The following is a 12,837-nucleotide window of genomic DNA, read 5'->3' on the forward strand; positions in this document are numbered from 1 at the left end:
GGGCCACAGGACGGGGTATTATGCCACAATCGGCCCCGCAGGTTCGAACAGGAATTCATGGCCAAAACGACCAATTGCTGGACAATTGGCCCCGTTATCGGGAGAAATGGGTCATAAACGGCACATTACAAGGAGTTCAGGTGAACACGACACTGCGAGTCAACCATCCCATCACGCCAGAAGCCTTCGTCCAGTTGCTGGCGAATACCACATTGGGGGCCAGGCGCCCCACGGAGAATTTGTCGACCATTCAGGGCATGCTGGATAACGCCGGTTTGCTGGTAACCGCCTGGCAGGGGGAGGAACTGGTAGGGGTGGCCCGCTCGGTGACCGATTTCTGTTACTGTTGCTATCTCTCTGATCTGGCGGTGGCCGAGGCGGTGCAGGGGCTGGGGATTGGCAAGGCATTGATCCGCGAGACCTTCCTGCAGCTGCAACCGGGCTGCAAGCTGATCCTGCTGGCCGCTCCCCAGGCAGTGGATTACTACCCCCGCCTCGGGTTTGGCCAGCACCCCAGTGCCTGGGTCATGAACAGTCTGGATGAGCTGAACTAACTGGCCTGGCTCTTTTGGAGCAGGCCATCATCCTGCCTGTTCCAATGCCGGTTGGCGCGCCTGACCAACGCGGCGCAGGCGCCGCTGCAGCGGCCGCTCAAAGAGGTGATAGCTCACCGCCGAGAGCGCGATCAACACCGCCAGCATCAACAGGATCGCCACCACTCCCAGCAGTGGATTGGTCTGGGCATACCACCACTCGGTCAATTCTGGCGCCAGGTAGTGGATCAGCTCACAACCGGTCAGCAACACCAAGGCATGGAGCAGATAGATGGAGTAGGAGAGATCCCCCAGCCAGTTGGTGAAGCGGTTGTCGAGCAGGCGTAGCAGCGGGCTTTGGCGCTTCCCTTGAGAGGCGGCAATCCAGATAAGCAGCACGTAGGCGCAGATCAGCAGCAGGGTCAGTTGCGGCGTCATGGTGAACTGCAGCAGCACGAAGGGCAGCAGGAAGGCGATAAGCAGTGGCAGATCCCGTTGCATCATGGGCAAACTCCGCGCTGCCTTGACCCTGGGCAGCAACCAGAGGCCGAGCACGAATTCACTCACTCCACGACCGACCGCCAGTGCCCCGCTGGTGACATCCAGCGTCCCCCGGCTATGCACGATAAAGGCCAGCACCGTCAGGGCAAGCAAGGGGGAGAGGTGACTCCAGCGGCTGCGGGTGACCGCGAGCGGAATGAGCAGCGGGAACAACAGATAGCTTATCCACTCCACGCTCAGGGACCAGGCGGCGAAGTTCCAGGTCAGCCCCTGATCCGTCACTACCTGCAGCAGCAAGAGTGCACTTGGCAGCGCCTCGGCTGGGGTAAAGGGGGAACCAAACGGAGGCATTCCTTCCCACTCCCACATCTTGAACAGGGGGCCGCCGTAGAAGCCCACTCCGTGCTGCGCTTTGTAAAGCTCCCAGCCTACCAGCAGCACCAGGGTCACAACATAGAGGGGGTAGACCCGGGTCAGTCGCAGCCAGAGAAAGCGGCCATAGCTGACGGTGCGGCGGGGGGCGGTGAAGGCCTCACCGTAGACATGGGCCAGCACCAGTCCGCTCAGGATAAAGAAGAGATCGACCCAGAGATAGCCATTCTCGATGAGTTGGGTGACCCCAGCTATCGACTCCATCCACTGGGGAAAGAGCAACAGACGGGCGTGGAACAGCACCACCATCAGGGCAGCGATGCCCCGCAGCGGCGTTAACAGCGGCAATGATTGATTCATGACGTTATCCCTTGTGATGTTCAGCTTGGCCTGACATCGATTTTTGTTGTTGTGCCGACCCCTCAGTCCTGATGGGGCAGCTCCCGGACGCAGGATCGCCTCAGGCTGGCTTACGTTACGAAAAAGAGAGTCATACGAGTGTGATTAAAGTCATAAATGTGCACTTATTGTGCAAAAACACGCAGTAAAGGATGACAGGGGCCAAGCGGGCCGAGAAGGTGAAAGGAGAGGGGGCGGGTACGGCACAAACGACAAGGGCGCGGCAAAAAAATCAGGCCCGCAATGGGGCCTGATTGATCAAAAAGAGAGGGCGCTTGCCGATCAGCGGGCGCGCACCACCAGCCCCTTGAGGTAGAAACCTTCCGGATAGGCGGTACCGATGGGGTGATCGGAGGCCTGGGAGAGCAGCTCCAGGATCTGGGCATCGCGACCGGCATCGAGGGCCGCATCGGCGACGATCTTCTGGAACAGGCTCTGCTCCATCAGGCCGGAGCAGGAGTAGGTGAGCAGCACGCCGCCCGGCGCCAGCAGCTGGAACGCCAACATGTTGATGTCCTTGTAGCCGCGGCAGGCACCCAGCAGCTGGGCCTTGCTCTCGGCAAACTTGGGGGGATCCAGCACGATGACGTCGAACTTCTCGCCTTTCTCGCGGTATTCGCGCAGCAGCTTGAACACGTCGTGACGCACGAACTGGGTATTGCTGGTGTCCAGGCCGTTCAGCTCGGCGTTCTGGCGGGCGATGTCCAGTGCGTTCTGGGAGAGATCGACGTTGACCACCTCCTTGGCGCCGCCCTTGAGGGCATAGACGCCAAAACCGCCGGTGTAGCAGAAGCAGTTGAGCACCCGCTTGCCTTCGGTGTATTTGGCGGCTGCCTGACGGTTATCACGCTGATCCAGATAGAAGCCGGTCTTGTGGCCGTTGCGGATGTCCACCAGGATCTTGACTCCGCCGTTTTCCTCGATCATCACGGGTTCGTTCGGGGTCTCGCCGTAAATCACGCCGGTGCGCTCTTTCAGACCTTCCTTCTTGCGTACCGCCACGTCGGAGCGCTCATAGATGCTGCACTCTGGGTAGAGGGTGCGCAGGGCCTGGGTGATGAGGTCCCGCTGGAACTCGGCACCGGCAGAGAGGATCTGGCACACCAGAAAATCGGCGTAACGGTCGATGGTCAGACCCGGCAGACCGTCGGACTCGGCGGCGCACAGGCGATAGCCGGTGAGACCCTGGCGCTTGATCAGCGGATCGCGGGACTCTTGGGCATAGGAGAGGCGGCGGATAAAGAAGTCGAGATCGATGGTCTCGTCCTTGTCGAAGGTCCAGACCCGGGCGCGGATCTGGGAGCTGCCGGACCAGGCGCCACGGGCGAGCCACTTGCCATCGTTTGAGTAGATCTCGACGGTGTCGCCGTCGATGGGGTTGCCCTGAACCCGCTCGATCCCCTTGGAGAAGATCCAGGGGTGGCGACGCAGCAGGGATTTTTCGCGGCCTTTGACGAGATAGATGGAAGCGCTCATGGGTAGTTGCCGATGGTAGAAAGAAAAGGGGCCACATTCTATGTGGCCCGCAGGTAAAACTCAAACGACCCGGCGCATTTACGCCCTCCGGCCTGATCTGGCGAAATGCGCGATTAGATCTTGATCCCCTTGAGGGCCTGGGTCAGTTCGCTGGCGGTGGCTTTCAGTCCCTGGGTGCCGGCCACCGAGGCGCTGGCGGACTCTTCCACCTGCGCCGCCTCGTGGCGCACCTGATCCAGGTTGTGGGTGATCTCGGCGGCCACCGAGCTCTGCTCCTCGCTAGAGGTGGCGATCTGGGTGCTCATCTCCAGCACCGCATCGCTGTGGTTGCTCAATTTTTCGATATCCAGCCCCACTTCGCTGATCAGCTGCTGGCTGCTGGCGGCGCGACCGACGGTCTTCTCCATGATGTCGTTCAGCGCCCCGGTGCCGGCCTGCAGCTCTTCAATCATCTGCTGGATCTCCACTGTCGCCTGCTGGGTGCGGCTGGCGAGGGTGCGCACCTCGTCGGCGACCACCGCAAAACCGCGCCCCTGCTCGCCGGCGCGGGCGGCCTCGATGGCGGCATTGAGCGCCAGCAGGTTGGTCTGCTGGGAGATGGCATTGATGACGTTGACCACTTCGTTGATGCGATTGGCGTTGTGAGTCAGCCGCTCCACCGCGCCGGAGGCGTTGCCTATCTCGTCGGCCAGGGTGCGTATAGCCTCTATGGTACGGGCCACCCGCTCGGCACCGTTGGCCGCCTCCTCGCTGGACTGGCGAGTCTGTTGCAGGGTGTCGTTGGCGTTGCGAGCCACTTCCCGGATGGCGGCGGACATCTGCTCCATGGCGGTGGCGAGAGAATCCATGTGCAGGCGCTGGGCGCGGGCCATGGCTTCTCCTTCGCCGGCGTGCTCGCGAAACTCGTCGGCAGCCAGAGTGAGCGCCTCGGCGGACTCTTCCACCAGTTTGACTATCTTGTGTTGACGGTCGGTGAAGCGGTCTATGCTGCCCGCCAGCACCGAGAATTCGTCCCGCACCGGGAAGAAGTTGAGACGAAAAGTGAGGTCCCCGTCGGCGACGGTCTGCAACGCCTTGTTGGTGGAGTAGAGGGCGCCGGAAACAAAGGTCATCATATAGTGGATGACCAGGGCCATCAGGACTGCGAGGATGGCGATGAGGATCAGAGTTGAGCCCTGATCATCCCACATGGATAGATTGCTGACATCGAGCTGGCCGGTGACGTAGCCCGCCTGGCCCGCTGCGGCGCTAAACCGGTAGTGCTCCCCCTGTTGCTGCAGGCCGGCGCTGCCTTGCGCCTCCAGACGCAGATTGGCGGGCAGGACGAGGCCGGGTTGCTGGCTCACCAGCTGGGCCACCGTTTCGACCTGCTCTTGCAACTGCTGGACTCTGAGCTGGATCTCCTGTTCATGACTGCTGGCCAGCATGTACCAGCTGAGAAAGGCAATGATCAGCAGAGGGAGCCAGAACGAAACGTAGAATTTTTCACCAATGGTCAGGTGAATGAGATAGCGGTCAACCCAACGGAATTTAACTTCTTTCATAATGGAGCTGCATCCTGCAGAAGAGAGAGTGTCGCGCACATTATCGTCTTGGCAGCCAATTCCTTAAGCAGAAGGTGTGAGAAATGGGAGAGCAATCGTTTGTCATTCGGGTGTGGGGACAGGTTCAGGGCGTCGGGTTTCGCTATTTCACTCGCGAGCGAGCCCTGCAACTGGGCCTGCGAGGGCATGCCTACAACCTGGAAGATGGCTCGGTGGAGATCCTGATCTGCGGTCCAACGCAGGGGGTACAGATGATGCTGGGCTGGCTGGAGCATGGCCCGCGTACCGCCAGGGTGACCCGGATGGAGTATGAAGAGGCGCCGCCGCCCAAGGGACAGGGTTTTCATACCAATTGAGATCGACGAAAGGAAGCGGGAGCCCCGTGGGCTCCCGCTTTTGTTTGCATTATTTGGCCTGTGCGGCGTCGGCGATGGCCTGGGTCTTGGCGAGCACCGCCTGCAGGGCCGGGCGCTTGGCCAGGCGATCCCGATAGGCTGCGAGTTTCGGCGGTATGCTCTGTTCGAAGCGGGTCGCCCACATCAGGGTATGGGCCAGCAGCAGATCGGCGATGGTGATCTGCTCCCCCAGCAGGTATCCGCTCTCGGGCACCCAGGATTCGGCAATGGCAGCCGCCTTGTCAAACTCCCACTTGGCGGTGGGGAAGATGGCCGTCAGGCGCTGGGCTTCGGGCAGGGCGAAGCGGTGCTTGCCGATAGTCCAGAGCGGCTGCTCCAGCTCGCAGGTGATGAAACTGACCCACTGGGCGTGCAGCGCCGAGGCCTGCGTCCCTCTCTCTGGCAGCCACTCTGGTCCGTATACCTCGGCCAGGTACTGCATGATGGCGGCAGATTCGGTCAGAACGAACTCCCCATCCTTGATCACCGGCATCTTGCCGCTCGGGTTGAGGGCCAAAAACCAGTCGCTGCGGTTTTCCCCCTTGGCAAAATCGAGAAACTGGAACTGCCACTCGATACCCAGCTCTTCCAGCAACCAGGAGACGCGCAGTGCCCGGCTGACAGGGGTTCCATATAAGGTGATCATGCTTACTCCTTGCCGTGATGAATGTCGGATCGGCGACCCGACGAGAACCGCCAGTCTAGGCAAATTGCACGATGGCGACAACCATCCGCGAGGGAGGAGGGCAAGTCTTCTTGTTAGCCCTTGGCGCAGTGGGGCGGGCATGAAAAAAGAGAGGCCAGGGGCCTCTCTTGAGATGGGATGTGAAATCGCGTTTACTTGACGCGCATGCCGGGTTGGGCGCCTTCCTGGGGCTCCAGGATCCAGAGATCCTTGCCGCCGGGGCCGGCAGCCAGCACCATGCCTTCGGACATGCCAAAGCGCATCTTGCGCGGGGCCAGGTTGGCCACCATCACGGTCAGCTTGCCTTCCAGATCTTCGGGGTTGTAGGCGGACTTGATGCCGGCGAACACCTGGCGGGTTTCGCCGCCGATGTCGAGCTGCAGTTTCAGCAGCTTGTCTGCTTCCGGCACCGCTTCGGCCTTCTTGATCAGCGCCACGCGCAGGTCCACCTTGGCGAAGTCGTCATAGGTGATGGTCTCGCTGATGGGGTCATCAACCAGCGGGCCGGTCACTTTCGGCGCCTGCTCCTTGGCCAGATCCTCCTTGGAGGCTTCGATCATGGCTTCAATCTTGGCCGGCTCGATGCGGGAGAACAGCGCCTTGAACGGAGCGACGGTGTGGTCGACCAGCGGGGCGGCGATGCCATCCCAGGTCAGGGTCTCACCCAGGAAAGCTTCGGCGCGCTCGGCCAGCTGCGGCATGACGGGCTTCAAGTAAGCCATCAGCACGCGGAACAGGTTGATACCGACGGAGCAGACCGCTTGCAGCTCGGCATCTGCCCCTTCCTGCTTGGCGATGACCCAGGGGGCCTTGTCGTCCACATAGCGGTTGGCCTTGTCGGCCAGGGCCATGATCTCGCGGATGGCGCGGCTGAATTCGCGGCTCTCGTAGGCTTCACTGATGGCGGCGCGGGCGTTGGCGAACTCGGCATAGAGCTCAGGCTCGGCGCAGGTCGCCGCGAGCTTGCCGTCGAAGCGTTTGGCGATAAAGCCGGCGTTACGGGAGGCGAGGTTGACCAGCTTATTGACCACGTCGGCGTTGACGCGCTGCACGAAGTCTTCAAGGTTCAAGTCCAGATCGTCGATGCGGCTGTTGAGCTTGGCTGCGTAGTAGTAGCGCAGGCACTCCGGATCCAGGTGGTTCAGGTAGGTGGAAGCCTTGATGAAGGTGCCCTTGGACTTGGACATTTTGGCGCCGTTGACGGTCACATAGCCGTGTACGTTGACCTTGGTCGGCTTGCGGAAACCCGCCCCTTCCAGCATGGATGGCCAGAACAGGCAGTGGAAGTAGGCGATGTCCTTGCCGATGAAGTGGTAGAGCTCGGCGTCGGAATCCGCTTTCCAGTAGCTGTCAAAATCGATATCGCCGCGCTTGTTGCACAGATTCTTGAACGACGCCATATAGCCGATGGGGGCATCCAGCCAAACGTAGAAGTATTTGCCAGGGGCGCCCGGGATCTCGAAGCCGAAGTAGGGGGCGTCGCGGGTGATGTCCCACTGCTGCAGGCCGCTTTCGAACCACTCTTGCATCTTGTTGGCCATCTCTTCCTGGATGGCGCCGGAGCCACGTACCCAGCCGGCCAGCCAGGCTTCGAACTGGGGCAGGTCGAAGAAGAAGTGCTCGGAATCCTTCATTACCGGGGTCGCGCCGGAGACGGCTGATTTCGGGTCAATCAGTTCGGTCGGGCTGTAGGTGGCGCCGCAACTGTCGCAGTTGTCACCGTACTGATCCGGGGACTTGCACTTGGGGCAGGTGCCCTTGACGAAGCGGTCCGGCAGGAACATGGCCTTTTCCGGATCGAACAGCTGGGAGATGGTGCGGCTGCTGATCTTGCCGGCCTCTTTGAGGCGGGTGTAGATGAGGCTCGCCAGCTCGCGGTTCTCTTCGCTGTGGGTGGAGTGGTAGTTGTCGAAGCTGATGTTGAAGCCGGCGAAATCTGCCTGGTGCTCCTGGGAAACTGCCGCAATCATCTCTTCCGGGGTGATCCCCATCTGCTGCGCCTTGAGCATGATCGGGGTGCCGTGGGCATCATCGGCACAGATGAAGTGGACCTGATGACCGCGCATTCGCTGATAACGAACCCAGATATCGGCCTGGATGTGTTCCAGCATGTGGCCGAGGTGGATGGAGCCATTGGCATAGGGAAGGGCGCAGGTTACCAGCATTGTACGAGGATCAGTTGCCATAATACGTTCTTGATGTGCTTGTTGGGATGATACAGTGCCGTGCATGTTACCCGAATTGGGGGTAGCCTGCCTAGGGTTGTGGCGCTGCCCCGCCCGGTGGACGCCGTGTTGAGTGCGGCAGGCAAGCCACTGATTTGTGTGCGGTAACCGTTCACCTCAAGATAATGACGAGATAATGAGGAGTTAATGGTGATTGATTCAGTAAAACAGATCCTCGCCGAATTTAAGCCTGCCGGCTGGCACAAGGATCTGGTCGATGCCGGCTTCGTGCGCGAGATCATCCATGAAGATCAGGGGCTCACCATTCGGCTGGTGCTGCCCTTTGCCGGCCTCTCGCTGCTTGAGCAGCTCAAGGATGACTTCGACGCCAGGCTGCGCACGGCGACCGGGGTCTCCCGCATCGACTGGCAGCTTGAAATAGACGTCGCCAGCATGCCGCGGGCCCAGGGTCTGGCGGCGGTGCAGGGCATTCGCAACATCATCGTTGTCGCCTCCGGCAAGGGGGGGGTGGGCAAATCCACCACTGCCGTCAACCTGGCGCTGGCGCTGCAAAAGGAGGGGGCGCGGGTCGCCATTCTGGATGCGGATATCTATGGCCCCTCCATCCCAACCATGATGGGTACCCTCAAGGAGCGCCCCGTCAGCCATGATGGCAAGATGATGGAGCCGGTCATGGCGTGCGGCCTCAAGAGCAACAGCATCGGCTATCTGGTTGCCGAGCAGGACGCCACCATCTGGCGTGGTCCCATGGCAAGCAAGGCGCTGGCGCAGATCCTGGGTGAAACCCGCTGGGGCGAAGTGGATTATCTGGTGGTGGACATGCCGCCAGGCACTGGCGACATCCAGCTCACCATGGCCCAGCAGGTGCCCACCTCGGGAGCGGTGATCGTCACCACGCCGCAGGATGTGGCGCTGGCCGATGCGCGCAAGGGGGTGGCCATGTTCAACAAAGTCGATGTGCCCGTGCTCGGCATCATAGAGAACATGAGCTACCACGTCTGCAGCGCTTGCGGTCATCACGAACCGCTGTTTGGCACCGGCGGTGGCCAGAAGATGGCGGAGCAGTATCATGTGGCGCTGCTTGGCCAGATGCCGCTGCACATCGACATTCGCCAGCACATGGATGATGGCTGTCCGACCGTGTTCGGTGCGCCGGAAGGCACCCTGGCTCAGGCCTATCTGAAGCTGGCCCGCAGGGTAGGGGCTGAACTCTTTTTCAGCGCAAAACCGATTGCGACCCCCCTCTACACCCGGGCGCTGGGTGATTAATCGGCTGTCGATAGCTTGAAAAGGAATTGAGGGTGGGCATGGCCCACCCTTTTTCATATAATGGATCGGTTTAAATCATCCCCACAGCTCTTCTCTTTTAGGTATTTGTCATGTCTGATACTCAACATTCGTGTGTGATCATCGGTATTGCGGGCGCGTCTGCGTCCGGTAAAAGTCTTATCGCCCAGACCATTTATGAAGAGCTGGTGGCTGAGCTGGGGGCTGGGGAAATCGGTGTCATCTCCGAGGATTGCTACTACAAGGATCAATCCCACCTGACCATGGAAGAGCGGGTCAAAACCAACTATGACCATCCCAGCTCCATGGATCACAGCCTGCTGGTAGAGCACCTGGGTTCTCTGCTCAAGGGGGAGGGAGTCGAGATCCCGCAATACTCCTACTCCGAGCACACACGGATGAGTGAAGTGACCCGCTTTGCGCCGCGCAAGGTGATCATTCTGGAAGGGATCCTGCTGCTGACCGACAGCCGTCTGCGCGATTTGATGGATGCCTCCATTTTCATGGATACCCCGCTCGACATCTGCCTGCTGCGCCGTCTGGTGCGCGACGTGCAGGAGCGTGGCCGAACCATGGATTCCGTACTCAAGCAGTACCAGAAAACCGTGCGCCCCATGTTCCTGCAGTTTATCGAGCCTTCCAAGCAGTATGCCGATGTGATCGTGCCCCGTGGCGGCAAGAACCGTATCGCGATCGACATGCTCAAGGCGCGTATCCGCCACATGTTGATTGGTTAAGATGAAACAAGCCGGGTGATGCCCGGCTTTTTTAAATGAATAATTTGTCAGGAGAGTCGCCCAATGCGTCTTTGTGATACCGATATCGAACGTCATCTGGATGAAGGCAAGATCGTCATCGAACCCAGACCCGGTGTGGAGCGGATCAGTGGCGTCAGCGTCGATGTGCTGCTCGGCAACGAGTTTCGGGTATTTCGCGATCACACCGCCCCCTATATCGATTTGAGCGGCCCGAGCAGTGAAATGGCCGACGCCATCGATCGGGTGATGAGCGACGAGATCCACATTCCGGATGGCGAAGCCTTCTATCTGCACCCGGGCCAGCTGGCACTGGCTGTGACTTATGAATCCGTTACCCTGCCTGCGGATATCGTCGGCTGGCTGGATGGTCGCTCTTCGCTGGCGCGCCTTGGTCTCATGGTGCACGTTACCGCACACCGTATCGACCCGGGCTGGTCCGGCCGCATCGTGCTGGAGTTCTACAACGGCGGCAAGCTGCCGCTGGCGCTGCGTCCCAAGATGAAGATCGGCGCGCTGAACTTCGAGATGCTCTCGGGGACTGCGGCACGTCCCTACAACAAACGGGAAAACGCCAAGTACAAGAGCCAGCAGGGCGCCGTCGCGAGCCGTATCAACCAGGATTGAGGTGGCGGCAGATAACACGAAAAGGAGCACTCAGTGCTCCTTTTTTGTATCCGTCTGTCGGCAACCATGGGAATTAGGGGTCATCAAAGGAGACACGGCCAGCGACAAAAGATGTTTTGCTGTGCGTTTTATGACCTTGATTAGGTCGTTTTGGGGTTTATAAATAGTAAAAAGAGCGTTTTTGTAATTAGAAAGCACATGAAATAACGCGTTTTAAGCAATGAATGGTTGATTTAATTAATCCTCGACAGGCCGCATGGAACCTGTACCTAAGCTGTACTGATGAAAAATGCTCTTTTTTTTTATGGCTGAAATATTTCATGGGTGGCTATGGCGTTGGCCGCCATCTGGCATAATCCGCCGCAACTCATAAACAGGCTTTTTTTTATGTTTGAAATGTTCAGTGGTTTGGGTTTGTGGTGGTCAATCGGTTTGGTATTGGCCGTTTTTTTTGTGCTGGCCTATGAATTCATCAACGGCTTTCACGATACCGCCAATGCGGTAGCAACGGTGATCTATACCAAGGCAATGCCCGCTCATCTGGCGGTTGTGGCTTCCGGGATCTTCAACTTTTTTGGTGTCATGTTTGGTGGCCTGGGGGTGGCTTACGCCATCGTTCACTTGCTGCCCATCGATCTGCTGCTCGGGATGGATTCCACCCAGGGATTGATCATGGTGTTTTCCTTGCTGTTTTCCGCCATCGTGTGGAACCTAGGCACCTGGTTCTTCGGGATCCCGGCATCCAGCTCCCACACCTTGATTGGCTCCATTCTTGGGGTTGGCGGCGCCTATGCCTGGATCAGCCATAAACCGGTGACCCAGGGGATCAACGTGGGCAAGGCCATCGACATCATGCTCTCCCTCATCATCTCTCCTACCATCGGTTTTATCGTTGCGGCCCTGTTGCTGCTGGCGATGAAGCGTATCTGGACCAGCAACAAGATCCATAAAACGCCGGAAGAGCGTCAGCTGGTCGATGGCAAAAAGCACCCGCCGTTCTGGGCTCGTCTCACTCTGGTTGCGTCGGCCATGGGGGTGAGCTTTGTACATGGCTCCAACGATGGTCAGAAAGGGATCGGTCTGGTGATGCTGGTGCTCATCTGCATGGCGCCGGCCTACTTCGCGCTGGACATGAACAGCCGCGCCTACGACCTCGATCGCACCCAGGATGCCAATCATCGCATCATGGAGATCTATCAGCGTAACCAGGCTGCTTTGGGTGAGGTGATCAATTTCTCGGCTCCGGCGGCTACCAAGGAAGAGCTGTTGACTCACTGCTCTGCCGACAGTGCCTTGCAGGCGATGGCGACGCTGGATACTCGCCTAGACGCCGTGCGTACTTACGATCAACTGAGTCCGAGTGATCGCCGTGAAGTGCGCCGTCTGCTGCTTTGTATCGACGATACTGCTCGCAAGGTCTCCAAATTGCCGCTGCCGGCCAAGGAGCTGACCGATCTGGCCAAGTGGCGCAAGGATCTGACCGCGACCGCCGAATACGCGCCGACCTGGGTCATCGTCTCCATCGCGCTGGCGCTGGGGTGCGGCACCATGGTGGGCTGGCGCCGCATCGTTCACACCGTGGGGGAGAAGATTGGTTCTTCCGGTATGACCTACAGCCAGGGTATTGCGGCCCAGATCACTGCAGCCAGCTCCATCGGGGTCGCCAGCTTGACCGGCATGCCGGTATCCACTACGCATATCCTTTCTTCTGCGGTTGCGGGCACCATGGTGGCGAACAAGTCCGGCCTGCAGAGCCAGACCATCAAGACCATCCTGATGGCCTGGGTACTGACCCTACCGCTGACTATGTTGCTCTCCGGTGGCCTGTTCATCATCAGCAATCATTTGTTTGGTTGAACAGCAACGTAATTTATAAAAGGGCCTGCGGGCCCTTTTTTCTTGTCCGCAGCTTGAGAGCAGTCGATGCCTTGACCTTCTAAAAAGCGCAGACTGCTTTTAATGGACTTGGTTGTCAGATTGCTTTTACTTGGCGACAAGAGGGGACTCCTAATTTCCAGGCTTTTCACGATGGTGATAAGGCAAGGGGGACGAAATCATAGGATAAGACTTGAATGGC

At 59.3% G+C, this 12,837-nt stretch carries 11 protein-coding genes; 6 read left to right on the plus strand and 5 right to left on the minus strand.

Annotated elements, in window-relative coordinates:
- Nucleotides 1-140 precede the first annotated feature (140 nt).
- On the plus strand, nucleotides 141-554 hold the full coding sequence (locus tag MRK42_RS10190; protein ID WP_338612348.1) for a GNAT family N-acetyltransferase: 414 nt from the start codon (nucleotides 141-143) through the stop codon (nucleotides 552-554).
- Between the two features lie 27 nt (nucleotides 555-581).
- Here the strand turns inward: MRK42_RS10190 and MRK42_RS10195 are convergent, their stop codons facing one another.
- The 3 genes from MRK42_RS10195 to MRK42_RS10205 all read right to left on the minus strand — a co-directional run bounded on the left by MRK42_RS10195 (nucleotide 582) and on the right by MRK42_RS10205 (nucleotide 4,825).
- Entirely contained in the window at nucleotides 582-1,766 is a 1,185-nt protein-coding gene (locus tag MRK42_RS10195; protein ID WP_061477572.1) for an acyltransferase, read from the minus strand.
- A gap of 321 nt (nucleotides 1,767-2,087) precedes the next feature.
- Nucleotides 2,088-3,281: a class I SAM-dependent methyltransferase gene (locus MRK42_RS10200; protein WP_124240638.1), complete on the minus strand. Its 1,194-nt coding sequence runs from the start codon at nucleotides 3,279-3,281 to the stop codon at nucleotides 2,088-2,090.
- A 113-nt stretch (nucleotides 3,282-3,394) separates the two neighbouring features.
- On the minus strand, nucleotides 3,395-4,825 hold the full coding sequence (locus MRK42_RS10205; protein WP_338612349.1) for a methyl-accepting chemotaxis protein: 1,431 nt from the start codon (nucleotides 4,823-4,825) through the stop codon (nucleotides 3,395-3,397).
- Nucleotides 4,826-4,908: 83 nt separating this feature from the next.
- Here MRK42_RS10205 and yccX point away from each other — a divergent pair, with 83 nt between their 5' ends.
- Nucleotides 4,909-5,181 carry an acylphosphatase gene (gene yccX / locus MRK42_RS10210; protein WP_026457925.1) on the plus strand — a complete coding sequence of 91 codons (273 nt, stop codon included), beginning with the start codon at nucleotides 4,909-4,911 and terminating at the stop codon, nucleotides 5,179-5,181.
- A 49-nt stretch (nucleotides 5,182-5,230) separates the two neighbouring features.
- Here yccX and MRK42_RS10215 read toward each other — a convergent pair whose 3' ends face one another.
- A complete protein-coding gene (locus tag MRK42_RS10215; protein ID WP_201977585.1) occupies nucleotides 5,231-5,866 on the minus strand; it encodes a glutathione S-transferase family protein in 636 nt (211 codons plus the stop codon).
- Nucleotides 5,867-6,057: 191 nt separating this feature from the next.
- The gene (gene metG, locus MRK42_RS10220; protein WP_338612350.1) at nucleotides 6,058-8,091 is read right to left on the minus strand and encodes a methionine--tRNA ligase; all 2,034 of its coding nucleotides are present in this window, start codon (nucleotides 8,089-8,091) and stop codon (nucleotides 6,058-6,060) included.
- A gap of 186 nt (nucleotides 8,092-8,277) precedes the next feature.
- On the opposite strand from metG, the gene apbC reads away from it, so the two are divergent.
- From apbC to MRK42_RS10240, 4 genes are all read left to right on the plus strand, one after another.
- On the plus strand, nucleotides 8,278-9,360 hold the full coding sequence (apbC, locus tag MRK42_RS10225) for an iron-sulfur cluster carrier protein ApbC (protein ID WP_338612351.1): 1,083 nt from the start codon (nucleotides 8,278-8,280) through the stop codon (nucleotides 9,358-9,360).
- Between the two features lie 110 nt (nucleotides 9,361-9,470).
- Nucleotides 9,471-10,115 carry a uridine kinase gene (gene udk / locus MRK42_RS10230; protein WP_026457952.1) on the plus strand — a complete coding sequence of 215 codons (645 nt, stop codon included), beginning with the start codon at nucleotides 9,471-9,473 and terminating at the stop codon, nucleotides 10,113-10,115.
- A gap of 63 nt (nucleotides 10,116-10,178) precedes the next feature.
- Nucleotides 10,179-10,760, plus strand: a complete 582-nt coding sequence (gene dcd, locus MRK42_RS10235; protein ID WP_041207718.1) for a dCTP deaminase — start codon at nucleotides 10,179-10,181, stop codon at nucleotides 10,758-10,760.
- Nucleotides 10,761-11,147: 387 nt separating this feature from the next.
- The gene (locus MRK42_RS10240) at nucleotides 11,148-12,617 is read left to right on the plus strand and encodes an inorganic phosphate transporter (RefSeq protein ID WP_338612352.1); all 1,470 of its coding nucleotides are present in this window, start codon (nucleotides 11,148-11,150) and stop codon (nucleotides 12,615-12,617) included.
- Nucleotides 12,618-12,837 lie beyond the last annotated feature (220 nt).

The sequence above is a fragment of the Aeromonas sp. 19NY04SH05-1 genome (assembly GCF_040581895.1).
In the GTDB taxonomy this organism is placed as follows: Bacteria; Pseudomonadota; Gammaproteobacteria; order Enterobacterales; family Aeromonadaceae; genus Aeromonas; species Aeromonas enteropelogenes.

Coding starts and splice junctions, on each gene's coding strand:
- MRK42_RS10240 (WP_338612352.1), top strand. CDS start 11,148: ATGTTTGAAATGTTCAGTGGTTTGGGTTTGTGGTGGTCAATCGGTTTG.
- MRK42_RS10205 (WP_338612349.1), bottom strand. CDS start 4,825: ATGAAAGAAGTTAAATTCCGTTGGGTTGACCGCTATCTCATTCACCTG.
- udk (WP_026457952.1), top strand. CDS start 9,471: ATGTCTGATACTCAACATTCGTGTGTGATCATCGGTATTGCGGGCGCG.
- metG (WP_338612350.1), bottom strand. CDS start 8,091: ATGGCAACTGATCCTCGTACAATGCTGGTAACCTGCGCCCTTCCCTAT.
- MRK42_RS10195 (WP_061477572.1), bottom strand. CDS start 1,766: ATGAATCAATCATTGCCGCTGTTAACGCCGCTGCGGGGCATCGCTGCC.
- apbC (WP_338612351.1), top strand. CDS start 8,278: ATGGTGATTGATTCAGTAAAACAGATCCTCGCCGAATTTAAGCCTGCC.
- yccX (WP_026457925.1), top strand. CDS start 4,909: ATGGGAGAGCAATCGTTTGTCATTCGGGTGTGGGGACAGGTTCAGGGC.
- dcd (WP_041207718.1), top strand. CDS start 10,179: ATGCGTCTTTGTGATACCGATATCGAACGTCATCTGGATGAAGGCAAG.
- MRK42_RS10200 (WP_124240638.1), bottom strand. CDS start 3,281: ATGAGCGCTTCCATCTATCTCGTCAAAGGCCGCGAAAAATCCCTGCTG.
- MRK42_RS10215 (WP_201977585.1), bottom strand. CDS start 5,866: ATGATCACCTTATATGGAACCCCTGTCAGCCGGGCACTGCGCGTCTCC.